21 protein-coding genes are annotated in these 26,730 nt (G+C 49.5%); 10 read left to right on the top strand and 11 right to left on the bottom strand.

Annotated elements, in window-relative coordinates; genetic code table 11:
• Positions 1-117: 117 nt before the first annotated feature.
• Positions 118-1,068, top strand: coding sequence for a hormogonium polysaccharide biosynthesis glycosyltransferase HpsE (hpsE, locus tag NC980_RS03315; RefSeq protein ID WP_190379706.1), 951 nt, complete (start codon positions 118-120; stop codon positions 1,066-1,068).
• 286 nt (positions 1,069-1,354) lie between these two features.
• Here the strand turns inward: hpsE and NC980_RS03310 are convergent, their stop codons facing one another.
• Positions 1,355-1,885 carry a Dps family protein gene (locus NC980_RS03310; protein WP_190379705.1) on the bottom strand — a complete coding sequence of 177 codons (531 nt, stop codon included), beginning with the start codon at positions 1,883-1,885 and terminating at the stop codon, positions 1,355-1,357.
• A 288-nt stretch (positions 1,886-2,173) separates the two neighbouring features.
• On the opposite strand from NC980_RS03310, the gene NC980_RS03305 reads away from it, so the two are divergent.
• Together NC980_RS03305 and NC980_RS03300 are read left to right on the top strand one after the other, a co-directional pair.
• Positions 2,174-2,527 carry an IS1 family transposase gene (locus tag NC980_RS03305; RefSeq protein WP_190379704.1) on the top strand — a complete coding sequence of 118 codons (354 nt, stop codon included), beginning with the start codon at positions 2,174-2,176 and terminating at the stop codon, positions 2,525-2,527.
• 34 nt (positions 2,528-2,561) lie between these two features.
• Positions 2,562-2,804, top strand: coding sequence for an Asr1405/Asl0597 family protein (locus tag NC980_RS03300; protein ID WP_190379703.1), 243 nt, complete (start codon positions 2,562-2,564; stop codon positions 2,802-2,804).
• A 2-nt stretch (positions 2,805-2,806) separates the two neighbouring features.
• On the opposite strand, the gene NC980_RS03295 is transcribed toward NC980_RS03300, so the two are convergent.
• From NC980_RS03295 to NC980_RS03260, 8 genes are all read right to left on the bottom strand, one after another.
• The gene (locus tag NC980_RS03295; protein ID WP_190379702.1) at positions 2,807-3,277 is read right to left on the bottom strand and encodes a chemotaxis protein CheW; all 471 of its coding nucleotides are present in this window, start codon (positions 3,275-3,277) and stop codon (positions 2,807-2,809) included.
• A gap of 4 nt (positions 3,278-3,281) precedes the next feature.
• On the bottom strand, positions 3,282-6,329 hold the full coding sequence (locus NC980_RS03290; RefSeq protein WP_190379701.1) for a hybrid sensor histidine kinase/response regulator: 3,048 nt from the start codon (positions 6,327-6,329) through the stop codon (positions 3,282-3,284).
• 280 nt (positions 6,330-6,609) lie between these two features.
• Positions 6,610-10,860 carry a GAF domain-containing protein gene (locus NC980_RS03285; protein ID WP_242027237.1) on the bottom strand — a complete coding sequence of 1,417 codons (4,251 nt, stop codon included), beginning with the start codon at positions 10,858-10,860 and terminating at the stop codon, positions 6,610-6,612.
• A gap of 31 nt (positions 10,861-10,891) precedes the next feature.
• Positions 10,892-11,461, bottom strand: a complete 570-nt coding sequence (locus NC980_RS03280; protein ID WP_190379700.1) for a chemotaxis protein CheW — start codon at positions 11,459-11,461, stop codon at positions 10,892-10,894.
• 14 nt (positions 11,462-11,475) lie between these two features.
• Positions 11,476-11,841: a response regulator gene (locus NC980_RS03275; RefSeq protein ID WP_190379699.1), complete on the bottom strand. Its 366-nt coding sequence runs from the start codon at positions 11,839-11,841 to the stop codon at positions 11,476-11,478.
• Between the two features lie 16 nt (positions 11,842-11,857).
• Positions 11,858-13,084, bottom strand: a complete 1,227-nt coding sequence (locus NC980_RS03270) for a response regulator (RefSeq protein WP_190379698.1) — start codon at positions 13,082-13,084, stop codon at positions 11,858-11,860.
• Between the two features lie 276 nt (positions 13,085-13,360).
• On the bottom strand, positions 13,361-13,531 hold the full coding sequence (locus NC980_RS03265; RefSeq protein WP_190379697.1) for a hypothetical protein: 171 nt from the start codon (positions 13,529-13,531) through the stop codon (positions 13,361-13,363).
• Between the two features lie 213 nt (positions 13,532-13,744).
• Positions 13,745-15,649: an iron uptake porin gene (locus NC980_RS03260; protein WP_242027236.1), complete on the bottom strand. Its 1,905-nt coding sequence runs from the start codon at positions 15,647-15,649 to the stop codon at positions 13,745-13,747.
• A gap of 495 nt (positions 15,650-16,144) precedes the next feature.
• Between NC980_RS03260 and NC980_RS03255 the strand changes: the two genes are divergently transcribed.
• From NC980_RS03255 to NC980_RS03245, 3 genes are all read left to right on the top strand, one after another.
• The gene (locus NC980_RS03255; RefSeq protein ID WP_190379696.1) at positions 16,145-17,257 is read left to right on the top strand and encodes an ABC transporter substrate-binding protein; all 1,113 of its coding nucleotides are present in this window, start codon (positions 16,145-16,147) and stop codon (positions 17,255-17,257) included.
• Positions 17,258-17,324: 67 nt separating this feature from the next.
• Complete coding sequence (locus tag NC980_RS03250) at positions 17,325-18,155, top strand: ABC transporter ATP-binding protein (protein ID WP_190379695.1); 831 nt, start codon at positions 17,325-17,327, stop codon at positions 18,153-18,155.
• Positions 18,156-18,163: 8 nt separating this feature from the next.
• Complete coding sequence (locus tag NC980_RS03245; RefSeq protein WP_190379694.1) at positions 18,164-18,925, top strand: ABC transporter permease; 762 nt, start codon at positions 18,164-18,166, stop codon at positions 18,923-18,925.
• Between the two features lie 56 nt (positions 18,926-18,981).
• Here NC980_RS03245 and NC980_RS03240 read toward each other — a convergent pair whose 3' ends face one another.
• Positions 18,982-21,426, bottom strand: a complete 2,445-nt coding sequence (locus NC980_RS03240) for a DUF4912 domain-containing protein (RefSeq protein ID WP_190379693.1) — start codon at positions 21,424-21,426, stop codon at positions 18,982-18,984.
• Positions 21,427-21,704: 278 nt separating this feature from the next.
• Between NC980_RS03240 and NC980_RS03235 the strand changes: the two genes are divergently transcribed.
• The 4 genes from NC980_RS03235 to NC980_RS03220 all read left to right on the top strand — a co-directional run bounded on the left by NC980_RS03235 (position 21,705) and on the right by NC980_RS03220 (position 26,324).
• Positions 21,705-23,183, top strand: coding sequence for a bifunctional class I SAM-dependent methyltransferase/glycosyltransferase family 2 protein (locus NC980_RS03235; RefSeq protein ID WP_242027235.1), 1,479 nt, complete (start codon positions 21,705-21,707; stop codon positions 23,181-23,183).
• A 90-nt stretch (positions 23,184-23,273) separates the two neighbouring features.
• On the top strand, positions 23,274-24,128 hold the full coding sequence (locus NC980_RS03230) for a glycosyltransferase (RefSeq protein ID WP_190379692.1): 855 nt from the start codon (positions 23,274-23,276) through the stop codon (positions 24,126-24,128).
• The gene (locus NC980_RS03225) at positions 24,128-25,585 is read left to right on the top strand and encodes a nucleoside transporter C-terminal domain-containing protein (RefSeq protein WP_190379691.1); all 1,458 of its coding nucleotides are present in this window, start codon (positions 24,128-24,130) and stop codon (positions 25,583-25,585) included. The genes NC980_RS03230 and NC980_RS03225 overlap by 1 nt, the downstream gene beginning before the upstream one ends.
• A gap of 4 nt (positions 25,586-25,589) precedes the next feature.
• A complete protein-coding gene (locus NC980_RS03220; RefSeq protein ID WP_190379690.1) occupies positions 25,590-26,324 on the top strand; it encodes a hypothetical protein in 735 nt (244 codons plus the stop codon).
• Position 26,325: 1 nt separating this feature from the next.
• On the opposite strand, the gene NC980_RS03215 is transcribed toward NC980_RS03220, so the two are convergent.
• Positions 26,326-26,655, bottom strand: coding sequence for a hypothetical protein (locus NC980_RS03215; RefSeq protein ID WP_190379689.1), 330 nt, complete (start codon positions 26,653-26,655; stop codon positions 26,326-26,328).
• Positions 26,656-26,730 lie beyond the last annotated feature (75 nt).

The raw sequence follows: 26,730 nt of genomic DNA, 5'->3' as shown, positions 1-26,730 counted from the left end.
CTCTTAATTAAAGAAGCATAGGACTTGGTCGAACTTCGCGATCGAGTCCTATTTTTTATACTGCTTCTGGGCACATTATGCAGACAGCCACTTTGTCCCTGTATTTTGCCTCTCCGTATGCTACCACTGGATTTTACTGTTGCGATTCGAGCGTTTAATGCCGCCGATCGCCTCCCTGCCTTACTCGACAAGCTTCAATCGCAACAAAATACAGAATCAATCTGCTGGGAAGTTCTGATTGTCGATAACAATAGCACTGACAACACGGCTGAAGTTGTGCAAGCCTACCAGTCAAAGTGGAAAACCTGTGATCTGCGGTACGTGCTTGAGCGAAAACAGGGAGCCGCGATCGCTCGCCGGCGTGCAATTCAAGAAGCAAAAGGCGCTTTAATCGGCTTTCTCGATGATGATAATCTTCCTGCGGAGGATTGGGTCGCCACTGCATCCGCTTTTGGACGGGCTAACCCAAAAGTAGGGGCTTATGGAAGCCAGATTCACGGCATCTTTGAAGTTGAACCTCCACAAAATATCCGACGAATTGCGTTGTACTTTCCAATCATCGAACGCAAAAACCTGCTTCACTTCGACACCTACAAAAAAGGCTTACCTCCCGGCGCTGGATTAACCATTCGTAAGCAAGCATGGCTTGATCATGTCCCAGAAAATTTGATTTTTCAGGGGCCGGTCAAGGGATCATTAGTGACCAAAGGGGAGGATATTGAAGCGCTTCACCACATGAGGAATGCAGGTTGGGAAGTATGGTACAACCCGGAGATGCACATCTATCACTACATTCCAAAGTGGCGATTAGAAGCCGCATATTTACTAAAGTTTCTCAAATCAACGGGATTGAGCCAGCATCGCTTCCGAATGCTCGGTTATCCGGTTTGGCAGCGTCCTTTGGTCTTCCCACTGTTGCTGCTTAACGATCTCCGAAAAATCGTGTCTCACAAACTGAAGCATCGCGGCTCTGAAGATCTGGTTGCTGCTTGCGAGTTGCAATTTCTAATCGGTAGATTTCTTAGTCCGTTCCACATCTGGACACGACTTCTGACACAGGGAAAGTAAGTCCCGCGACCGCGGCTTTAGCTAGTTTGTCGCGTCTCCTAGCTTGCGATCAAATTTTATTCAAACAAGTCTTGACGTTTGTTCTCAATTAGCCTATTCTCACTTCTTGAGAAGAAGTTGCAACAGCGCAAAAAATCTCTTCCCTGTCATTTGAGTAACGGAATTGCAATCCCTACTCGAACAATAGAGAAGAGGCGGCACGTTGAACAGTAGAACCGCAACTTGTTAACTGCGCAAAATTATGGATATTCAAGGAGGAATACACACAGCCAACGTAGCAAGCACTCTAACGCTTTAAGCTATCAGGCGCGAGGAAGTGAGAGATGTGAAAGGCCCGGTCTTCAGTTGTCAGCAAGATTTTTTCGAGCAGGTAGCGCGTTGCACGATCGCCCACGCTTTCCGCTTGAGCCGCTTGCCGACGCAGCAGATCGATTACCGCTTGCTCACCCACTAAATCATGCTCCAGCATTGATCGACAGCTATAAGCTCCATCTGGCTCAGGCGCAAAGCAGCACAGCTCAGCGAGCTTCGAGAAACTTGCAACCGGAACGCCGCCTAACCCTTCTAGCCGCTCACCGATTTCGTGGGCGTGTGTCTGAACCGTTTCGTAACTTTCCTGGAAAAATTGATGTAAAGAGTAAAATTCAGCCCCTTCAACAACAAAATGATGCTTTTGATACTGCAAATACAATGCTTGAAAACTAGCCAACAGCGCATTCAACCCTTCACAGACAGGCTCAGTGACCGTGCGCTCTAGAGAAATTGGATTATCAACAATCTGACCAAAAGGACGCATTAGAACTTGAGTTTCAGACATTCTATTCTCCTGATCAATGAGAAGATTCGGTACGCCAACTACAACACCTCAAATACAACACCTCAAAAGAGATGCAGTCTGCCTCTTCTGGACATTACCAGTAAAGACAGGAACGGCTTACTTACCCACGATTGACTCATACTTTCCAATGAAACGCAAGTTTGAACCGGTATCGCTTTAAGCGATTCTTTGCATTAAATGAGAAATTATCTTGTTTTATTCAAATCATCAAAATTACTGTTTTCCTGCACATTAGCCTTGTAAAAGATAACGTTGCACACTGAAGTAATGAATTGCCCTCAATGTGGTTCTACGCATATCAATAAAAACGGGCACTGTCGCGGTAAACAAAACTATCGATGTAAAAGTTGTGGTCGTCAGTTTGTTGAATCGCGCTCAGCACGAGGCTATTCAGAAGATGCCAAACAGATTTGCTTGAAAATGTATCGCGATGGCATCGGGTTCAGGGCGATCGGTCGTGCCACCGGGATCAGTCACAACACCATCATCAATTGGGTAAAGCAAACAGAGTCAGATGACCCACCCGACTCGTCTGAGATAGATGAACAGACTCAAGCGATTGGGCAATATCCTTACAAAAGTGTGCAGCTTGCAGCATTTTTGAAACCCCGTATTTCGTAACTATCAAAAAAGATTCCTGATTGGAAAACCGCGAATGAATTTAGATCCTGCATCCTCTGGATTTCCATTTACAATCGAAGGCTGCGATCGCTGGCAAGTGTATCGTCGCCTCTGTGAACTCGAAATTTCCTGTTCTTGTGCTGCCCATCAACCCCTAATCGTTCATATCGAAAGCACGATCGCGCTCGTTCAACTGTGGAGCGTGATGAGACAAGCCATCATTCCACGTCAGGTGTTAGTCGATTGGTTAGAGGACTGCTGGAAGTGCCGCTTCTGAGTTCAACGACTTGCGCCTAAGCAGGCAAACAACCGCTCAATTTCCAGCAGAAAGACTGCGAGTGTTGCTTTTCCTTGGGGCAATACGACGACTTGACTGGCGATACTGAGAGGATGACCTTGGCGATAAGGCGCGGGTAACTGTCGAATCGCGGTAGCATCCACTTCGATCAAATCCGGCGGTGCATCCACTCGAATTGCACAGAGTTCCGCTTTGATTTTCGCAATGACCAAGAAATCACCTGCCTGATCCGTTGGAGCTAGACCTAATTGCGATCGCAGATTCAGCACCGAAAGCGTCTGCTGTCCCACTGGAAAAAGTTCAAGCGGTTCTGCGGGGCGCGATCGCAAGTCATCTGGACAGTTGACAACCCGTAAAATGCGATGGAGCGGTAAACCGAATCGATAGCCTGTGATCGCAAAAACTATCAATCGAACCGTTTGTTTCTGGTTCAGAGTTTGAGAAGTGTTCATAGACTTACTGCACCACCTTTGCGTTGATCAACTGTTCGACTAGCTGAAGTAATTCACCCTGGTCATACGGCTTAGTGAGATAGGCTGCCGCGCCGAGCTGCTTTGCCAACTGCTGATGTTTTTCGCTGGTGCGAGAGGTGAGCATGACGACTGGAGCCTGGGACGCTTGCTTGTACCGCTTGAGAAATTCAAAGCCATTGAGACGCGGCATTTCAATGTCACAGGTAATCAGTTGAATCTCAGGATGCTGCTGTAGGTGCGCGATCGCCTCTAATCCATCTTGTGCTTGAATCACTTGATATCCTGCGCGGTTGAGTGTTGCTGCAACAGTTTGCCGCACCGTGAGCGAATCATCAACGACTAATACGGTTTTTGCAATGAGTGTAGATTGAGTTGGGACAGCGTTAGACCTCGCTTGATTTCGCTCGACTAATGCGACCGCATCGATCGCCAAGAGCGATCGACCATCGCCTAGAACACTACAGCCATAGATGTAGCTGGGTGGTGTGAGCGTATTTCCCACAGGTCGTAGTACCAGTTCTTGTTCTCCAAGTACGCGATCAACCTCGATTCCAACCCAAGTATTCTGATGCCTGCAAATCAGAATCGATGAGGTCAGCGCCGGAACAGTTCTAAGCTCCTCAGTTGAATGTAGCGCCGCTTGGAGGCTGATTAATCGGTTCGTGTAAGTTACAGCATCAGACAGTGAATGAATTGGAACAGTTTGTTTCTCGTCTTCATAGCGCCAATGTAAAACGCGCTGCTGTCCCAGTTGTTCGACCTCTGCGCTACTGGGCGACACGATTCGAATTACGTCCTCAGAGATCATGCCGTAGATTGCGTGTCCTGCTTGGCATACCAGCAGTCTCGCGCTGATCAGGGTGAGCGGCAATTGCAATGAAAAAGTTGTCCCTTGGTTGGGTTCTGAGGTAATCGTCACAGTGCCGCGCATCGCTTGAATTTGCGATCGCACCACATCCAGTCCAACGCCCCGCCCGGACAAGTCTGTGACTTGCTCAGCCGTCGAAAAACCAGGCTCAAACAGCAGGTTTAGAAGTTCAGATTCGGAGCATCGATCGACGTAGCAAGAAGGCAGTCGTCCTTGTTCAAATCCACGCTGACAAATCTTTTGTAAATCTAAGCCGCGCCCATTATCCTTGACTTCGATCACCGTCCGATTACCTTGCTGATAAGCACGAACTTCGATTTCACCGATCGATTTTCCTTGCTGCGATCGCAGTGAATCAGGCTCGACTCCATGATCAAACGCATTGCGAACTAAGTGCAGCAATGGATCATAAAGCTTTTCTGCAAGGGCTTTATCGACCATTACTTCGGTTCCAGCTAACCGCAAGTTCACGGTTTTGCCATAAGTTTCGCTTAGTTGTTGTACTACAGCAGGCAAGCGATTGAAAATGGTACTGATCGGCATCATCCGAACCGTGATCAAATCATCCCGTAGATTGGATAACAGCCGCCCTTGCTTACCCCGCGTCAATCGAGACTCTCGCGCTAGGAATCCGATCGCTTCTGCTACGGTTTCAAGCTGCTCTGCTTCTGTCACAGCTCTCTGTAGGCGCACATAAAACTCATTGTATCGATCGAGTTCAAGCGGATCGAATTTCTGCTTCAAATCGCTGTTTGTTGCGAGAGAATGACCTCCTCTAGCGAAGCGCTCCGGAGCAATAGATGCCCAGTCTTTCAACTGCGATAGCATCTGCTGATGCCGATTCAGCCGATCGACCAAATCGACCAGCATCACTTGCAACTGTTCATCTTGAAGCAATTGCTGATTCTGATAGATCAGGAGTTCACTGGCAATCAAGTTCAGCGACTCTAAATTGGCTAGGTCAACCCGAATGGTATCTGAGAGCGTGGCTTTTTGAGCAACGGACTGCGGGGGAGCCGCTACCACAGGCGGAGAAACGGTTAGCGCAGCATGGTTTGACGCATCGTTTAGAGCGGGTTCTGCGTCCCAGAATTCCATGTCTGAACTTGAATCCTGGAAGTTTGAATCCTGGAGGTTTGAATCCTGGAGGTTTGAATCCTGGAAGTTCAAATCCTGAAAGCCTAAATCCTGAAGTTCGGCTTGTGCCGCAAACTCGGTGGCAAGTTGTTCAAAGGCAGGATCAACAGTAAAGAGGTCATTTGACTCAGGAATATTTTGAGAAGGTTCGGGTTTGACTGTGGGAGGATTGAGCAGCGATCGTCGGAGAAACCGCTTTAATCTTGTCCAAGCGCTGGGGACAGAGTCATTCGGCTTCTGGCTCAGTCCTGCAAACTGCTTGAGTGCAGTTGACACTTCACCGCCTGAAACTCGATCGCCGCTGAGAACCGCACTCTGTCCTTGGCGAAAATCGCTCAGTGCCGCTTTAGCAATGTCCTGCACTCGATCGGGTTGGCGTTTGAGTGCGGTTAAAGCTGTTTGAGCGATCGCGCCAAATCCCTTTAAACTGAGCGATTCTGCTAATCCTAAAAATACTTCTGCCTGCGTTTGTAGGGTTTCGGCGATCGCGGTTGAGTTTCCTGCTGCGAGTACACTTTCTAATTGCTCAAGCCGTTCCTGTACCCCAGTTTCAAACATCGACTGAACGAGATCAAACCCCAACTCTGCCGAGGTTGGTATCGCAGCATCTGCATCAAAATGCCGACCCAGCTTTTTGCGAATCTGAGAAAAAATTGCCTCTGCTCGATTTAGTACCTCTGCTTCTTGACAACTCACTCCCGCGATCGCTGCCGTTATGGGCATTCGTAGACAGTCGTACCCTTCATATAGCAAAGCTTCTAGCTCTGCATCGATCGTGACTTCCGGCTTAAACAACGCCTTAAAAACATCTTCAAACGAGTGCGCGATCGTTTTGACACTCTCAAATTCAACGCTGGCGGCGGCTCCTTTGAGCGTGTGAGCCGCTCTCATCAGTTCATGCACTTTAGCGGCAGAGCGATCTTGACGCAGCGAGAATAAATGTTGCTCGATCGATTGCAGTAAATCCTGCGCTTCTGTCAGAAAGTACGAGTAAGTTTGTTCACGGAGTTTAGCATCAGACATCATAGGGAACTCAAAGCACTAAAGTTGGGCAACAGAATGCTAAAGGGACGTGAGTTCGACAAAAGTTTTTGGCTGCGTTTGAATCTGCGGGTCGCCCCCTAAATCTCCCATTCATGGGGGACTTAGAGCAAAGCCATTTCCAAATCTGGGGGAGTTCTCCGACCTGCAGAGTCCCCCAGAATGGGGAATTTAGGGGTCACGACTGAGCATCAACGAAACGAAAAATTCGTCGAACTAGCGTTAAAGGGATAGAGTGTGGCATCTGCACTCTATCCCCCACTCCCTAACTCACCTTGAACTGTGTCACGCTGACTTGGAGCTGCTGAGCTGTGTTTAGTAACTCCTGGAACGAGGTCGAGATTTGGTTCGACTGTTCAGAATTCTTATTCGCTAAATCTGCCACATCTGTCATCGCCTGCGTTACTAATTTTGATTGTTGAGTTTGCGCTTGCGTTGCCTCGGTAATTGCATAGACCAATTGACTAATCTGTGCTGTAGCATTGATGATCTCGTTTAACTGTTGGCGAGTCTCATTAACGAGTCCAGTTCCGTTGACGACTTGCTGAATTCCTGTGTCCATCGCAGTCGCGACCGCGCTTGTTTCAGACTGAATCTCCTGCGATAGTTTTTCGATTTCGCGGGTTGCCTCAGCCGATTGTCGCGCCAGCGATCGCACTTCATCTGCCACCACCGTAAAACCTCGCCCGTACTCACCTGCGCGGGTTGCCTCGATCGAAGCGTTCAATGCGAGTAACTGCGTTTGCGTCGTGAAATTGCTAATCAAACTCACCACTTTCGAGATCTTCTGCGAGGATTCACTCAGGCGCTTAATTTTCTTGCTCGTTTCCGCTACCGTCTCTCGAATCGCCAGAATGCTATCAACCGTGCGGTTCATCGCTGCATCGCCCGATCGCACAGTTTGGTTGGCTTGCTGGAGCGCCGTTTCAACCTGTCGAGCATTTGCCGCGACTGCTTGCGTTGAACTCACCATCGCTTGAAGCTGATCGAGCGCGCGTGTCACTTCCTGTAGCTGTTCCTCGGCTTGTTCAGTCAGCTTTGCGATCGCAGTGCTGCTGCTATGAGAGGTGTTTGTCACCTGAGTTGCAGAAGTCTGCACCTGAGTCACGATTTTGCGTAAGCTTTGAATGGTGTTGTTGTAAGCGTCGGCGATCGTTCCCACTTCGTTCTCAACGACTGGAACCCGAACCGTTAAATCCCCAGAGAACACAGGTCTAACTGCGGTCAGAAGTTGAATGACTTGGGTTTGCAGTTGTTCTTTTGCCATTTTCTCGCGCTGTGCTGCTTCGGCGAGTTGTTCAGACTGGATTCTCAGCCTTTCGAGGGAGTTAACTTGCTCTAGTACCACGCCAAGCTGCCCAGCAATCTGATTGAGTAAGGCGACATCTGCGTCTTCCCATTGACGAGGGCCGTTATTCTGGTAAACCGCTAGAATTCCCCAGAGTTCTTGCTTGCTAAAAACGGGAACCAGGACATATGCCCGCGCCTCAAACTTCTCTAAAAGCTCAACGTGGCAAGGATCGTGACCTGCATTGTAAATATCATCGATCGCTAAGCTCTCCCGGTTGCGGTATCGCCCGCCTTTAGTGTCGCGCAGATGAGTATCTTGCACGTTCGTTCCAATCTCGCTGCCAACCAGCTTGCTCCATCCTGCGGACACCGATTCATAGACAAAATCACCGCTCCAGTCTGGATTAAAGCGATAGAGAGCGGCTCGATCGACTTTAATAAATTGCCGAATATCCTGAGTGATCGCCTGAAAAATTGAATTGACATCCGAAGACTGATGCTCCAAATCGATCGGCTGGCGAATGCGATCGCTGATCTTTGACAGAATTTTTTCCCGTTCAGCTTGCCGTTGAATCTGCGAGAGATACTCAGACTGCTGAATTGCGACCCCTAGCTGTGCCCCAAGTTGAGCCAGCAAATTAATCTCTGACTCTTCCCAATGACGTGGAGCGTTGTTCTGATACGCCCCCATTAGTCCCCAAAGCTTCTGCCCTGCAAAAATGGGCACAATCATGTACGCCTTAACTTGAAATTGTTCCAGCTTCTCGGTGTGACACGGCAAGTGCCCCGCTTTATAGATATCATCGACTGCAATGCTTTCATTGTTGCGGTATCGTCCGCCCTGAGTCTCCTGCAAATGCGTGTCATCCCAAGTTGTTTGAAAATCAGCCCCAACTAACCGCGACCAGCCTGGTGTAATCGATTCTGAGACAAATACACCGCCCCAGTCCTCATTAAAGCGATAAATTGCGATGCGATCGGTTTGCAAAAATTGTCGAATCTGCTGAGTGGTCTGTCCAAAGATTGTCTCAATGTCGCTCGATTGGCGAATCCGCTCCAGCACCGACTTATTCACTTGGTCGATCACACGAATGAAGTTGCGTTCCCGTGCTGCTGCTTTTTTCAGTTGTTCCGTTTGAGCTTCAACCTGCTTTAAATATTCTGCTTGCTGAATCGCCACCCCTAGCTGAGTTCCAATCTGAATCATCAAGCTAACTTCAGAATCATCCCAGTGCCGGACTCCTGAATTTTGATAGGCTGCTAGCAAGCCCCACAGCTTTTCTCCTTGCATGATCGGAACAATGATGTAGGCTTTTGCTTGGTAGCGTTCTAGCACACCGAGATAACACGGCGAAAATCCAGCTTTGTAGATATCCGAAACGGCTCTAAAGTTTGTGCCTTTTGCGTATGCACCCCCTTGAGTTTGTTGTAAATAGGTGTCGATCGATTTTGCTCTACCTATTGTTTTGATATCACAGTCGCTGGCGTTTTCTTTGAAGACGGCGTTCTCAAGCTGCTCTTCCATCAGTGAAATCCAGCCTGGTACAACCGATTCTGCAACAAATTCACCACTCCAATCCGGGCTGAACCGATACACACAGACGCGATCGGTGTTGAGAAACTGTCGAACTTCTTGAGTTGCAGTTTTAAAGATTGTATTGAGATCGAGCGATGTACGAATCTTATCAATCACTCGTGCCGCAGCGCGTTCACGCTCAGATACTTTTGCAAGTTGGTCGGTCTGCGATCGTAGCTGTTGAAGATTTTGTGCTTGTTGAATCGCCACGCCTAACTGTAATCCCAACCGGGACATCAGCGAAATTTCTGCATCTTGCCAATCGCGAGAAGCCGAATTCTGATACGCCGCCAACAAGCCCCAAAGCTTCTGATTCTGCAAGATGGGGACAATCACATAAGCTCTTGCTTGATATCGTTCTAGCATCTCAATGTAGCAAGGTGAGAAGCCCGCCTCATAGATATCGCTTACGGCTCGAAAAGCAGTGGGATTCGACAACTTGCCGCCCTGCGTTTGCTGGAGATAGGTATCGGTAGTGCGGGCTGAACTATTGCCTAGCTGCTTAGCGCTACATTCACTGATGTTCTGTTTGAGGATGGGACTATCGATTTGTTCTTGGAGCAGCGAAGTCCAACCCGGAGCAGTCGATTCTGCCACAAATTCACCGCTCCAGTCCGGTTCAAAGCGATAAATGCTGACGCGATCGACTTTGAGAAGCTGACGGATTTCTTGGGTGGTCGTCCGAAATACAGTGTCGAGATCAAGCGATCGACGAATGCGATCAATTACTTTGAAGACCGCTTTTTCCGCTTCATTTTGCTGCGTCAGTTTTGAGGAAAACTCTGACTGCTGTAGATTGATCGTGAGTTCCAAACAAAGCTGGTGCAGGAGGTTAATCTCAACTTCTTGCCACACTCTGGAGCGGGAACATTGTTGCAGAATCAGTAAACCCCAAGCTTGACCCGACACCCGAATCGGTAAGCTTAGACTTGCTTTGACTTGCAGTTGTTCGAGCAGTTGATGTTGGTACGGCATCAAATCGACACGATTGACATCTTCAACAACGACCACTTGATGCATCACATAGTCTTCGGGCTGATCAAAACAAAAACAAGTCAGTGAAGGGGTTGCTCCTAGCGCGGGTGTCCATCCTCGCACTACCGATTCGGCAATGATCGATCCTGTGTCTTGAGTGTTGAACCGATAGATTAGGGCACGATCGGCTTGCAGGGTTTCGCGGGCAACTTTGACAAAGACCTTCATTAAAGCGTCCATGTCAGTGATCAGGCGCATCTGAGCCGCGATCGTCGTAAGCTGCTTGCGGTGATTGCGCAGTTCTCTTACCCCGCCCTGCTGCTTGGGCTGAACCGCCGCAAATTCTGCAACCTGGCGAAATAAATTTTGAATGTTAGGTTTCTCAAGGAGTCCTGTCCGCTTGAGTTCCGATTTCAATCCCGTCAGCGCCGTTACAACTTGTTGGAAATCGCGTCCTGTCTCCTCTGAGTTGGTTTGACTTGCGCCATTGCCGTTTGTGTAGGTAGCGACGGATTCGGGCATTGGTGCAGGCTCGATCGCAGCATTTCTACCGCTCATCCCATTCACCTCAACGGGAGTCTCTGAGAGGAAAGCTGTAAATTCTTCGAGGGTGGGTTCTGCGGAAAACATGGAAGACAAATCCAGGGTAGGTTCAGAACGATGCGATGCAGACATAGAAAGACTCCGGAGGCTAGGGGTAGAAAAATTAGATTGAAGCCTGTGAATGTAAAGCTGGATCTTGCAAAATGGCAGCAGTGCTTAAGACAATGCTATGGTCATGCCCAAAATATCCCTTGATAAAAGCAGCGAGGGGCTGAGCAAACAGATCCGGAGAGGGATGCACCAGTTTCTCTGGATCATGTTCTTCAATTTCACCGATCGCTTGAACCGTTAAACCGAGCCATTTGCCTTGGAACTGCACGATGATCGCGTTCAAGATAGTCAGGGATTGTGCGGGCTGTAAGATCTCGTCGAATCCAAGCTGGTAAAGCAGATCGACAAGCCAAAGCGCTTCGCCGCGCCAGTTTGACAATCCCAACACACAAGCGCTCATTTGCGGTACAGGCAAGACATCCAGAATTGAAATGGCCTGTACGGCAATGATGTCTTCTAGCGGTAGCAGCATCGAGTGAGATTGGTTCAGGTGAAACCGCAGAAATTTCTCAAGCGGTTTGATCTCGACAGGTGGATTCAGCAACGATTCCAGGCTGGCGATCGAAGCAGGCTGTGGGACACGCAATGGTGCCCATTCCCAAGGAGCAGCCATACCAACCATACTGTGCGCCTCCGTTAAATTACCTTGAGATCGCGAATCGTGCTGAGCAGTGTAGCGGGATTAACGGGTTTGGGAAGATAGGCATTTGCGCCGAGCAGGTTGCCCCAAATCATATCGACTTCAGTATCTTTGGTTGAACAAATCACAACAGGAATTTGCTTCGTTTTAGGGTCGGACTTGAGTTCGCGGCAGAGTTCAAACCCGCTTTGTCCAGGCAAGATCACATCTAGCACAATTAAATCAGGAGTTTGAGCCGTCAGTTTTGTTTGGGCTTCTTCACCGCTTTGAGCGCTCACTACGGTCAGTCCCGCCCTTTGCAGGTAAACCGTCAAAAGCTGCATCTCAGTCACACTATCTTCAACTAGCAGTACCGTTTTCATTCGCTTCTCCGCATCGTTAACTATCAATCGGCAGGGCTTTTCGCGCCACGGTTAACACCCGCTCGGCATCAACTGGCTTGGCTAAAAATCCTGATGCCCCGACAAACTTTGCCCGGACTCGATCTATGATTCCGTCACTGCCCGTCAAAATAACAATCGGGATATCTTTAAAGGCAGAAACCCGACGAACTTGAGCGCAAATCTCGTATCCGTTGGCAATCGGCATGACCAAATCCAGAAAAATTAAGCCAGGTTTTTTCTCCAGCAGGACGGGCAATGCTTGAATCGAGTCTTGGATGCCGACAAACTGATAGCCTGCCTCCGTAAGAATGCGCTCCATGAGCTGGCATTCTCGCTTGCTGTCGTCGATGCAGGCGATTAGCGGGGCGCGGTTTGAGCCTGTGATCGGCGGTGAGGAGATAATCCGCTGGGGTTGGCTTTTTTGGGGTGCGCTGTTGCTAGAGGGATTGGATTGGATAGGGCCAGAAGTTGGTGTACTCGGTTGGGCTGTTCCCGGAAGCGCCAGATCGGGAATTTGGATCAGGGCAACTAGTCCTTTGCGGTACAGGGGCACAAGCACGCGCATGAATTGCAACAAGTCTTGCTTGGTCAACATTGCCAGATCCCGCAGAGTCCGCCGACCATCGATGAGCGAGATGAGCATTTTATAGAGCTTTTCTGGAGTATGTTCTTGCAGTTGCTCCGGATGGCGCAGAACAGGTGCAAGGTTGGGAGAATGATCTGCAAATCCCAGAGATCGCCAAGCATTCCATTGTTGCTGCACTTCATTGAGAAGATGTTCAGCGTTGAGCAGTGCCAACGATGCTTCTGGCATGTCTTGAGCATCGGTTTTGAAGGTGACGGGTCGGGTTTCTTCCTGCTGAATGATGTCGAATAGGATTTCTTTGACGGTGCTGCGGATCAGCGCAACCGCTTGCTCTGGATTGATTTGCTGGCATTTTGCCAGGATATTCAAAGCTTGATAGTCCTGACAGAGCGTATCTGTGGTGGAGGGAAGCGAGATCGCACTAGGACTGAGGTGGGGACAATGCTGGGTGAGATAGCGATGCCAGCGACGGTGAGGATGTGGCCCACCCGTTGCCCAGATTAATCGCCCCATATAGAGGTATAGACTCCACTGTTGCCCACTACCAAAAACATCTAACCGTCCACTAAAGTGCATTCGGCTGCGAATGCCAAGCAAACCGCTAGGAGAATCGGTTGAAGAATCATCAACTAACATACCTAACTTCCCCATATTCAGGGTCTTACCATATACCCAAAGCTTTCTCTATATAGGTTTCCCAAGCGCCGCAATAAACTTACTCCCGTTAAACGAAACAATCCGAAATATAGAGGAAAACTTAACTTGCATCTACCTAAAGGTAGAGATAAGAATTATGCGATTAATCTTGAATTTGATTTGTGAATGTTACACAGTGATTTGTGAATGCGGCTGATATTTCGGCTTCTTTAAAAAATTCAATTCTAGTGAAAAATACATTTGAGCAAAATTACATTAATGTCTGGCAGAGATACCCGCTGTTCTGGTCTTCTTGAAGAATAAAATTGCGATGCCGCTCACTAGCAATGCAAAGCCAATCAAGTAAAAACAATCGTTGAATGCCTGAATGTAAGCCTGCTGACGAATCCGATTTGCGAGCGCATCGATCACCTGATTTTGCGCCATTGTTAGATCAGCGCCGCGACTGACAAAATACTGTGTCGCTTAATAGACGCAAATTAATAAAAGAGCGTTTGCGCGTTAGCTCGATCATAAAAAATCACATTAGTGTACGAAGCACTGCTTCGCTCGCATACTGCCCAGAGAAAGAACTCGCAGGAAAACCCCTCCTGGTGATCTAGGAAATCAGAAGGGGAAACTGCCGAAATGACAGCAACACTAGAAGGTAAACTGCGTCCGAATATTGCCAATAAACACAGTGGGATTGCTGTTAAAGTTATTGGCGTTGAAAATGGTGTAGAACGAAGGCACGATCGCGACGTTCGGACTGAGGGGATAGAAATAAGACAGTTCTAAGTCATACTGCGTTCCCCCATCGCCGCCACCAGAAAGCAGAAACTCACGTCCGCCGATATAGTCGTATGGCATTACGAAGGAAATGACACCCAAGGCACCTTTTTTACCCAAGTCAGGAAATCCTAAACCCACCTGGAAGGATTGCACTCGCACATCTCCACCTGCTCTGACTGGGTTGACCGGATTCACATCGGTACGCCCGTAGGAGTAGCGCCCAAACACGCCAAATCTGGGTGTGATCGACCAGTCAAAATTGGCAATAAACGCATCTGATGCCGACTCTTGCAAGGCTCCACCAAATCCATCATCCACATAGCCGTAAGGCACAGGTTCGCCCGGCGAACCCCCGATAAATCCAGCAGCGGTGGGATTGAGGTTCGATCGAGTATACAAGAATCGGAAGTTGAAGCTTGGTGTGGGCGAGTAGGCGAGTTCTGCGCTAATCGTGTTTGTGGCGCGGAACAGTCCTCGCGCTGGATCGCTTGAGGTATTGAATCCGGCGGCGGGGTTAAGAAACTCGGTGTTTTCTCCAAGATATGCGGTGGTGAAGCGGAGTTGAGGCGTAATATTCCAAATTACAACGGCACCGGAACCTCGATCGACTGCGTTCGAGAGGGTACTGCCATTTGAGTTAAAGCTGCCTGCACCGGTGAGAAAAAAGGTAAAGCGGTTTTGATCAAAGTAGCGATAAAAATTCAAGCGCGGCCCGAAAGCAATGCGAACGCTGTTACTGACTGGAAACGAGTAGAAGAGTTCACGCACTGCAACCGATCCGGTGGTCAGCACTCCGGTCTGATCGAGAAATGGAGTTCCCCAGGAGTTAAAAAAACCGGCAGAGACAAGTTGGTTTGCTGGAGAGTTGCCGTTTCCAGAGACGAGTTGTGTGACTAACTGATCTCGTCCTGTGAACGAGGTGTTGAAGTTCAAAAACGCATAGTAGCTGAAGGTAATATTCGGCTGCCCACGCAGCACTCTTGAGGGAATTCGCGCTCCACCTTGACGAACCGGAGGCGAGATCGCATTTCCAGGAGTCGCGGGGTTACGCTCTGCGGTGATATCGCCTGTGGGAAAAGCCCCAGTTAAGTTAAAAAAGACGTTTCCGGTTAGCTTTGTGGTGGTTGAGAATTGCTGCCGTTCGAGGGTTGTGGCTCTGGCTTCTAGGGCATCCACTCGTCCGCGCAGGGTTGCCAACTCTGTGGCAAATTGTTCTTGCAGCTTTTGCAGTGTGTTGAGGTCTTCTTTCTTTACCAGGCCAGCGGTCGAAGCGGCGATCAGCTCGTTGATTCGACTGAGACACGCATTCAATCCGGCGGCAAATTCGTAGCGAGTGGTGGCTCGATTGCCGCGAAAGGTTCGGTCTGGATACCCAGCGATACACCCATAGCGCTCAACTAGAGATTGCAATGCTTGAAATGCCCAGTCGGTTGGTTGCACATCCGATAGCTGCGAAACGGAAGTCACTTGACCCATATTAGGAGTAACGCGCTTCGGCTCCGGTGCACTCAGTTCCGCGACGGTTCCTACGCGCTGCATTCCACTGGCGGGCTGACTGGGGGATAAGTTTAACTGAGTAGAAATTGACTCGATGCTGGGGCTTTCCACATTTGCAGAGGGCTCAGCAGATTTTAAATTTTCTTTGACCTTCAAGCTGCTGAGTTCATCCTGCTCTGCTTTCTCCTCGATCGCAGGTTCAGCCACCGCAATAGACACCAGCCCGAAATTTGCCGCCAATGCAGCAGCAGAGGCTAACAAAAGCCGCTTACGCATAGGGTTCACTCACTCCTCTTCACACTGGGCAGTATGCCGTATACAAACACATCTACAGATACTGCGAGGTTGATCTAACCTTCTGTCATCTGCTATACCTTTACAGCGTTGAGAGTAAATTCTGTAAATCTCCGTGTAGGAAGTCGCTGAAAGGATTGCATCAAAGTATCGATGCAGCTTGATGCAGCAAATAGTCTTTGCATAAGAGTTTTGAAACCGGAGTTTTCCTGCTCTTAAGAAAAGTTTAAGCAGGTGTCTTGAAAGACAAGAAGCATGGTACATCGTATCGAAATAACACCCTGCAAAGAAGTGCTGTATTCTGTATACAGCGTTACATCAAGGGGTTGAGCTACTGCCCCATATTGTACTTTGGCGCTGCATCCACCGTTTTGATATTGACTTGGAGCGGTCGGCTGAAGCGTTGCTTTTCAAACTCAATGCCCCTCTTTTGTTGATCGCGAACCTATCGACGATCGCTGCTCTTGGAGAAACACTGTGAAGAAAGTATCAAAGCAACTATCCAGTTTGTCACTCATTGCCGCCGCAGTGGTTTTGTTTGGCGGATGTTCTCAACAAACACCAACCACAACTGCCGCTGGCGGCTCGGCATCGAGTCCTGTGGCAAATACTCAAGACCTAAAAAACGTCCGAGTGCAACTTTCATTCTTGAAACAAAGCTTAGATGCGCCGCTGATTTTGGCGATGAAAAATGGATACTTTGCTAAAGAGGGCTTGAATGTTACCTATGAGCGCGGATTCGGCAACGCCGACACCATTAGCAAACTGGGCACTGGAAAATTTGATTTGTCCTTCAGCGATATGTATAACGCGCTGGAGTTTAATGAGAAGAACCCAAATGACAAGATAGTGGCAGTTGCAGTGACGCAGAATCGAGCACCATTTGCAATCTTGGCGCTCAAAGATAAAGGCATTGCTTCTCCCAAAGACCTCACAGCCAAGAAACTTGGTGCGCCCGCAGGCGATGGCCCCCGCAAGTTGTTCCCAGTGTTTGCCAAGCAAGTCGGAATTGATCCGAACTCGGTAGAGTGGACAACAATGGAGCCAAGACTGCGAGAAAGCTTTTTGCTGCAAGGGCAAGTCGATGCGATTAGCGGATTTGCAACCTCGGCTCTGCCTGGATTGCTCAAAGGGGGTAAGAAGCTAGACGATATTAATGTGTTCTACTACAACGACAACGGGCTTGAATTCTACGGCAACACCATTCTGGCAAAAGCAAGCTTTGTCGAGCAAAATCCTGACACGATCAAGGCATTTGTCAGAGCATATATGCGTGGGCTTCAAGATACGTTAAGAGATCCGAGCGCAGCACTTGACGCAGTGATGGCATCCGATGACTCGAAGCTGATGGATCGCGAAGCTGAGAGAGTGCGCTTGCAGGTTGCGCTCGATCGGATGTTGTTAAGTCCTGAAGTGGAGCAGAACGGCTTAGGAGCTGCCGACCCCGCACGACTTGAAAAAACGCTGAAACAGACGGCTGAAGGATTCGGGCTGAAGACAACGCCTGCGGTTGCCGATATCTTTACCGATAAGTTCTTACCGCCGAAGGAACAGCGAACCGTCCCGACCGATCGCAAACCACTAACCTAAACCGTCCGGTAGGCTGAGCCTTGTGCTTAGCCTTTTGCTTTTATCCACCTTACACTTTCTTACAGCTATGGTTCAGCCCCGCACCGATTCTCGATCGATCAGCTCTGATTCAGCCGATGGACAGCCGCTGTTAGAGTTTGACAACGTAGGGTTAGAGTATCCGTTTGAAGGCTCAATGCGCCGGATTATTCAGGCAGTGAACCTATCGATTCACCCAGGCGAGTTTGTGTCGTTTGTGGGGCCGAGCGGTTGCGGTAAGACCTCGATTTTGCGGATGGTGTCGGGGCTGAGTCCGGCTCCGATCGGCGAAATTCGCTATCGGGGAACGCCGATCAAAAAACCACTGCGGAATACTGGGATTGCGTTTCAGAATCCAGTGATGCTGCCGTGGCGCAATACGATCGACAATGTGATGCTGCCCTTAGAGATTGCTGAGCCGTATAAAAAGAACTTTCGCCAGCGCAAAGCAGAATATATTCGCATGGCGCAGGATCTCCTCTCAACCGTGCGGCTGCAAGATTTTCAGAAGCAGTATCCGTGGCAGTTGTCTGGAGGAATGCGACAGCGGGCATCGCTGTGTCGATCGTTGATTCACAGTCCAGAGATTCTGCTGCTAGATGAACCGTTTGGAGCGCTGGATGCGTTTACCCGTGAGGAAATGTGGGGAATGCTGCAAAGCCTTTGGATGCGGGTGAAGTGCGTCGGCATTTTGATCACGCACGATCTACGTGAAGCCATTTTTCTGTCGGATACGGTTTACGTCATGGGGCCGCGTCCCAGTTCAATTATTTACCAAGTCAAGATTAATCTTCCGCGTCCGAGAACGCTGGAGATGGAACTGAGCGACGAGTTTAATCACTACTTCGCCAACATTCGTAAGCACATTCACCACAGCTAGTATTCATTATGGAAAAATTCTTTAAGTCAAAGTCCGCTGGCTTTGTACTTCCCTTTGTGGCAACCATTCTACTGTTTGTGGTTTGGGAGTTGGCGGTGATTATCTTTAAAATCCCGCCGTTTAACCTACCTGCACCCACCAATATTTTGAATGCGCTGATCAACTTTGCGCCTCAGTTGCTTGCAAACGCAACGCGGACACTTTGGACGACCATGCTGGGATTTGTGATTGCGGTCGGAGTGGGAGTCGTTTTAGGATTTATCATCGGCTACTCAAAAGTAGCTTATCTCACTCTATACCCGCTTCTGGTTGCATTCAACACGATTCCGAAAGCAGCGTTAGTTCCTTTATTAGCGATTTGGTTCGGGGCGAATGAAATACCAGCAACGTTAACGGCGTTTTTGCTGGCGTTTTTCCCGATCGCGGTCAACGTCGCTTTAGGCTTGGATACGGTTGAACCGGAGATGAAAGATGTTTTACGGGCATTGGGCGCAACTCAGGTCGAAACCTTCCAGAAGGTGGGATGGCCCCACACTTTGCCGTACATCTTTGCATCGCTGAAAATTGCGGCATCGTTCGCGTTTATCGGTACGGTGATTTCTGAATCTGTGGCTTCTAATGCGGGCTTAGGATTTTTGATTGTTCAAGCCACCGCAGATTTCAATGTCCCACTTGCATTTGCAGCGCTACTAATTTTGGCGTTAATGGGGGTATTGCTTTACTGCTTCTTTGTTTTGCTGGAGAAGAAAGTGATTTACTGGGCGCGATAGGATTGCGATACTAAAAAAGCGGTGGGGCATAACCCTCACCGCTTTTTTTTATGACTCTAGTTAGCTGAGACGTGGGCTGGAGTCGATCGTGCCAGTCGAGTCCATTGTTGATTCACATCGACATAGCCGACTTCGGCAACGTAGGTGCGATCGCTCATCGGAATCGGCACATCGCAACTCAGCGCCATGTCGTCGATGTCAAGCTGCTCGTAGCGCTCAGGCAGACTCGCGCCGCTCTCGGTAACATCATACAGCCGTAACACCAGGTTCTCGCTGCCCGTGAGATTAATGCGGGAGCGCAGCGATCGGGGTAAATCCCAAGTCGCATAAGCCCAGCGAGAATTGCGCGGCGTGAGAATCAGCCGACCTTCATTCTTTTCTGGCTGCACCGCAGGTGCGATCGTCTCACCTGTGACAAACGAATCGCTGAGGTTGCTCTCAGGGGTAGTGTCGGTTGTGAATGATGCGGTTTCTGGGGGAGGCGCTGCTGTCCGTGGCGCGTCTGCCTGATGCCGACCAGAAATGAAAGACCAAGCGGCAGTTCCTGCTCCAGTGGCGGCGGCTCCGCCTGCTTGAGTCACGTTGCTGGCGGTGTCCGTGACTCGATCGGTCATCTGTTGCAACCAGCTTGGGGACTCGGTGGAGGGTTGCGGTGCTTCAGTTGGGAATTCAGTCGTTGCAGACTTGACCGCTGTATTTTCAATATCGCGATCGTCTGACAACACGGCTTTCGCTGAGTCTACGGCATCTGGAGCAATGGCATCACTGCTAGTTACAGTGGTGCTTCTGACCGAGCCAGGATTAGCAGCGGGAACGCGCACATGGGTCGATCTCGCGAGGCTAAGCCACTGATTGTAGCCCGTGAGATAGCCAATTTCGACGAGATAATCGCGATCGCTCAGTCCGATCGGCAAGCGTTGACGCTGGGTAAGTTCGTCACAGTCAATCTGCTGAACGCTGTGCGCGGATTGGTGAGACAAATCGATATTCGTGACATCGTAGAGCCGCAGGGCTAATTTTTCGCCGCCCTGCTGCCGCGCCGCTTGTCGTTCATCGTTGGGGATGTCCCAAAAGGCTTCGACTTCTTGAGAACTACGCGACTTGAGTACCACGCGGCTCTGGTTGGGGCGGTTGCTGAACGCCGCCCAGGTGGCTGCTCCCGCGCCCAGCGCCAGTGAATCTGCGCTCAAGTTGCCAAAGGCACGATCGGTTGTATCCTTTGGAGCGAAATCAAAATTGCTCGGCTGCCTGGAGGGTGCTTCTCCCAACGAAGGCGCTGACATGCCGTTGGCGTTGTGCAGCGGATCAAAGCCGCCTTCAACATAGGGTGCGCCGTTCACAGAGGGTGCGTCCGGGTCGCTTGAATAAGGAGGCGGAGTAAAGGAGCCAGTTTCGTTACGCGCTTGATCGGGCGGACTCAAGCGATCGCGGGTTGCGGCAGGGCGAGGGCGACGACCTCTCGCCAACATCCAGAGCAGGGCGGCTCCTGAGCCAATCGGGAGCAGCCACCAGAGCCAGTGCGGTAGTCCAGTCTCAGGAGTAGTTCCGGCGGTATTTTCGCGAGGAAAGAGGAAAGCGAGAGGATTGCCGTCGCCTTCCCGACTGCCTGAAGAAGCCGCTCCGGTCGTGGCAGACTTTTCGCCAGGGTTCTTCTCTGCAACTCCAGCTTTCGCGATCGCCGTTTGTCCAGGAGCACTGGTCGCCAATCCCAGAAACGCTTGAACGGCTGGATTCGCGCCATCTTTGTAGACATAGTAGAGCGATTGAGAAAAGGGGTAGCGCGCATCGGTTGGTTTTACGCCGTCCATTGCGATCGCTCTCACGCCAGGTCGGTTTTTGAGCTGGTTCGCGGTCGCGTAGCTGATGCCGTTATTACCCAAGTTGGCAGCGACGGCTTGAATCGTGTCTTGTTTGAGTTTGAGCGCGGTTGTGCCAGTTGTAAATTTCCCTTGCTTAAAGGCGGGATACTCTTTGAATGCTTGGCGCGTGTCGCTGCCATCAGGACGATCAACGAGCTTAATCGGGGTGTTCTGTCCGCCGACTTGTGACCAGTTCTTGACTTCGCCACGGAAGATTCTCGCAAACTGGTTAATCGTTAAGCTTTTTGCGAACGGGTTATTTGCGCCGACAATGATTGCAATTTTGTCGCGTCCCATCGGAACGGATTTTAAGCCCTGAGCTTTTTCGGCTTCGGTGAGGGGACGGGCGATCGCGGCAATATCGGTTTTGCCGTTGAGCACCGATTGAATGCCAGTGGATGCGCCGTTGGCAGCAAGACTGACTTTTGTTCCAGGGAATTGCTGTTCAAAGCGCTGCTTCAGAACCGTGTTGACGGCTGCCATGCTGCTAGAGCCATCGACGCGAACGTTGGTTCCTTGGGCAACAGAAGCCGGAAGTTGAAATGCAGGCGACTGCGCTCGAACCCACTGGACATCTACAACCGTCGCTGTGGTTAACAGCAGCGTCAGACCAACTGTGGAGGAATAATTTTTATGCACCATATTTCTGTGACTCTGGTAGCAAAAACTTCTTTACACCGTTGCAGTCCAAAAAGACCGATGCAACGGAATTCGGATAACGGATACGGATGGGAACGGCAGCGACAAAGCTAGTGCAACGATCGCACTTATCCCGGAGAACGAAAACAACTAATGATTACAATACGGCGAATTGTACGGATTGAAGCATCCGTTAAGACTTTATTAATCAATATGAGAGAATAGATCGACTGAAATTATCAATATGCACCATCAAAGCTGTGATCAATGAAGGAATGCGGATGACTTATTCTGTTATGAAATCGTCAGAATCGAGCGCGAAAAATGCGTTCAAAACGCAGGTGAGATCGTATTTCGATCGCATTGCTGCTGATCTCGATTCCTGGAATCAACGCAACCGCTATTACTATCAAGATCTCGATCGTTTACACCAGTTTCTGATTCCACGGGGTAGCCGTGTTTTAGAAATTGGCTGTGGAACAGGAAGCTTGCTTGCTGCGCTCGATCCAGCCGTGGGAATCGGAATTGATTTTTCTCGATCGATGGTAGAAATTGCTCAGGTAAAGTATTCACAAAAGCATCCACAGTTGCAGTTTTACTGTTTAGACGCTGAGACGCTAATGCCCGAAGAGTTGCCGGAAATGCAGTTTGATTTCATCGTGCTTTCAGGCGTATTAGGACATTTGAGTGATGTGCAGCAAGTCTTGGCAAATTTGCAGCCATTTTGCCACCGTCGCACTCGCTTGATTCTGACGTTTCATAATTTTTTGTGGCAGCCTCTATTGCACTTTGCCGAAAAAATCGGTCAGCGCCGCCCGCAGCCGCCGCAAAGCTGGCTCTCGATGACCGATGTATCAAATTTGCTTCAGATTACTGGGTATTTGCCGCTGCGATCGAGTCGTCGTTTCTTGTGTCCGAAACCGATTCCCCTGATCGCACCGTTTTGTAATCGAGTGCTGGCACATTTGCCGATTTTGAATCACTTTTGTTTGACCCATTACATTGTGGCAAAACCGCAGTTTGCGCCAGATTCAGAAGCGTATTCTTGCTCGGTGATTGTGCCTGCTCGCAATGAAGCGGGGAATATTCGAGGCGCGATCGAGCGGTTGCCGCAGTTGGGCAGTCAGACCGAGGTGATTTTTGTCGAGGGGCATTCGCGGGATGGCACCTGGGACGAGATTCAGCGCGTGGTGCAGGAAGAACATCCCCGCTTTACGATCAAGGCGTTTCAGCAGACCGGAAAGGGGAAAGCGGATGCGGTGCGGTTGGGATTTGCCAAGGCGACGGGCGATATTTTAATGATTCTGGATGCGGATTTGACGGTGCAACCTGAAGATCTGCCGCATTTTTACGAAGTGATTGCTAGCGATCGCGGGGAGTTTGTCAATGGGTCGCGCCTAGTGTATCCGCGATCGGGCAAAGCGATGCCCTGGTTGAATAACTGGGCAAATAAATTTTTCAGCTTGATGTTTTCGTTTCTGTTGGGGCAATCGATCAAAGATACGCTGTGCGGAACAAAAGTATTGCGGCGCAGTGATTACGAGAAGATTGCTGCAGGCAGAAGCTATTTTGGCGATTTTGATCCGTTTGGTGACTTCGATCTTTTATTTGGTGCTACAAAATTAGGGCTACATCTTGTCGATGTGCCTGTGCGCTATCAGCCTCGAAGCTACGGAGAATCAAATATTGCTCACGTTCGAGAAGGGCTAATTCTATTCCGAATGTGTCTTTACGCTTCTCGAAAGATTAAGTTTTTTTAGGAGTTTGGCACTCGTCCGCCTGCTCTGAATCCTGTATGGTAATTGAAGTTTGCTTTCTCGGTGTATGGCGTGACGATTAGGGAAAATCGAATGAAGAAACCTTGGAACTCGATCGAGAGTTGGGTGCAACTCAAGAGCCAACGCCAGCCCCGTTCCCAAGCGACAGCCAGCCAAGCTCAAACCTGGCAAAAACCGACTTCCACCCGCTTGAATGCGATCGGGCAAGTTTCGATTATTCTCCCGGTTTATAACGAGCAAGCTTGTATCCGTCACACCTTTGAAGCAATTCTGCGCTACCTAGAAACCCATCCGAACTTTACGTTTATTTTCGTGAATGACGGGTCAAGCGATCGCACCAAGGAAATTATTACGGCGGGAATTCATCTTGCAAAAACGCGGCAGATTCAGTTGCTTTCTTACTACCCGAATGCGGGAAAAGGTTACGCCATTCGGCGCGGTGTCGAGTATGCCGATGGCGATTTGATTTGTTTTCTAGACAGTGATCTGGCGTATTCTTTAGCACATTTGGATCGCTTAGTTGAGAAACTACAAACTTATGATGTTGCGATCGGCAATCGCAGCCTCGCACGGGGCAATGAGAAAGATGTGAAACTCAACCGCAAAATTGCGGGCAAAATCTTTAACTTCCTGTCGCGTAGGATTCTTGATCTGCAATACAGTGATATGCAGGCGGGACTAAAAGGCTTTCGGAAATCGGTTGCAAAGAAACTATTCTTTTGTCAAACATTAACCGGATTTTCGTTTGATGTGGAGCTAATTTATTTAGCCGAAAATTGGGGATATTCGATCGGAGAAATTCCGGCAAAAGTCTCCGACAAGCATCAGAAAAAACTGTCAAAAGTTAATTTGATCCAGGACTCGATTAAAATGCTTCTGGATTTACTTAAAATTCGATTCAATGATCAGCTAGGTCGATATCAATAATGTCTTGGTTAAATTTCTTATCTTTTGCTGGAATCTTTGTGCTGTGCGGCATTGCATGGCTCGGTTCTGAAAATCGTCGTGTGATTCAGTGGAAGGTGATTCTCTGGGGAATTGCGCTGCAACTGCTAATTGGGTTGCTGGTATTTACGTTTCCGATAACGCGCTTTGTAATTAGCGTGATTAGTAACAGTATTAATGCGGTTTTAGATGCCACCGAAGCGGGCGCAAGATTTTTATTTGGATCGCTGCTGGTTCCAGATCCAAACACAACGCCAGGACCAATTTTAGCGGGACGCTGGATTGCGCGGGCAGTGACTCCGGCTTATGTTCCGGTTGCGGGCGATCGTCTCAGTCCTGAAAGTCTGAATTTAGGCTATACGTTTGCCTTTCGGGCATTGCCTTCGGTAATTTTCTTTTCTGCACTGATGTCACTGCTGTATTACTTGGGCGTGATTCAACCAATTGTTAAATTCTTTGCCAAGATCTTTCGGCGATCGATGAATCTCAGTGGTGCAGAAGCATTAAGCGGTGCGACGAATATTTTTGTGGGAATCGAATCTGCATTAGTGATTCGACCTTATCTCGCTAGCATGACTCGTAGCGAGCTTTGTGCGATTCTTACAGCCTGTTACGGTAGCATTGCCTCTACCGTTCTCGCTCTATATGCAGGTTTGTTACGTCCAGTATTCCCAAACATCACAGGACACTTAGTCTCAGCATCACTAATGGCAATTCCTGCCTGTTTCGTGATTTCTAAATTACTGGTTCCTGAGACAGAAGTTCCGAAGACTTTAGGCGCTTTGCCAGAAGAAGATGCGGAGAACGCTGCCTCTGGCACAGGCGAGCCTGCCCGCTTCGCTCAAGAGCGTCCAGCCGGGGCAATGGAAAGCATTATCGTGGGCGCAATGGATGGCGTGAAATTGGCAATTTCGATCGCGGCTTTGTTGATCGCGATTCTCGGATTGGTTGCGCTCGTGAATCTGTTTTTCTCGAATTTGGCTGGGCTTGCAGTGAGCAATAATCCGGCAATCAGACGCATTGGTTTGATTTTCCAAATCGTGACGCTGCAAAATATTGTCGGTGCGCTGTTTGTACCACTCACGTTTCTCACAGGCGTTTCTGCAAACTGGAACGAGATTTGGCAGGCATCGGTTTTAATTGGACGGCGATTATTGGAAACGGAAATCCCGTCTTATCAGCAATTAGGCGTATTAGCCAGTCAGGGAGCACTGAGCGATCGGGCGCTACTGATCATTAGCTACTGTCTAGCAGGATTCGCTCACTTGCCCTCGGTCGGAATCTTTGTCGGTGGCTTTTCCAGCTTGATTCCATCGCGCCGTAAGGATCTTGCAAGTTTGGGCTGGAAGGCGCTTTGGGCAGCAACCCTAGCCACTTTAATGATCGGATGTGTGGCAGGAGTCTTTTACTTTGGTAATCCGTCGGTTTTAAGGGGGTAGAACAATGAAACGACGCTGGCTAATTGGGTGTTTCGCGATCGCAGTTTTTGTATTTAGCGCGATTTCGAGCATGGCTCAGACTCCCGCACCCAGTCCGACTGGAGCGGTCGGAGTTCCGGTTGCCCCGATTCCGGTCGATCCCTCTTTGCCTGCAAATCGTCCACCGATTCCGACCGCTTCTCCGTCTCCCTCGCCCTCGCCAACTGCCTCTCCAATCGCGACGCCACCTGTTGTCCCGATCGTGCCGACTGCTCCGCTGTCTTTACCTGCGGCTCCGAGCGCTCCCACTCTTCCGGTAAGCGGCGATTACAAAGACCCGAACAATCGGTTTATCGTTGCCATTCTCAAAGATTACAAAGTGAGTCCCCTAGCGGGAACGGTACTGATTGAAGCGCCAGACGGCAATTTAGCCTACACGGTGCTGGCTCAACCGCAATCACAGCTTGGCATTGTGGGCGGTGTTGTGCCGAACGAGGCGCTTGTCACCGCCGCTCAGAATGCGTTTCGACAAGGCGAAAATTTTCAAACCGGACAGGTGCGATCGATTTCTGGTGGAGTGCAGATCGATTGGACGGGGAACTTAACGATCGCCGGAAACACGCAACCCGTCGGCGGTGTGATTTTAGCGCGGCAAGCGAATGAGAGTATTTTGCTCGTGTTGATTGCGGCGACGAATGCGGGGGGCGATCGCGTTTTGGGTGCAGCATCGACGCTGGCAAACAGTTTGCGGGTTAGTTGAATCACAACATTTTGACTAAGGCTGAGATTTTGGCAAGTTTCTCTGCTTCTAGTCCTTCAAGTTCGTCGATCGATAACCACTGCTCTCGCACCAACCGCGCAAACACAAAGATCAAACCGGAGTATCGCTCATCATACTTGCCATCGATTTCATGGCGTTTTGCGCTCAAAAAATCGTGCAGTTGCCAAACATCACTTACGTCTGCAATGGTTTTCGCTTTCGCAGTCACCGTTTGAATCAGAGTATCAATTTCTCGCTGATAAGCTCGATCGAAAGCCGAGCGAGAGATTTCTTTTTCGGTCTCAGACCACTGAATGTCACTCACTTGCATTTTTAAACTCGAATCACAGTCCCAAAAGATTTATACAATAATTGAGCGTTCTTAACTTAGAACGCTCATGAACAT

The sequence above is a fragment of the Leptolyngbya sp. AS-A5 genome (assembly GCF_039962495.1).
Lineage (GTDB): Bacteria > Cyanobacteriota > Cyanobacteriia > Leptolyngbyales > Leptolyngbyaceae > Leptolyngbya.
This window is presented reverse-complemented; position numbering and strand designations above follow the sequence as displayed.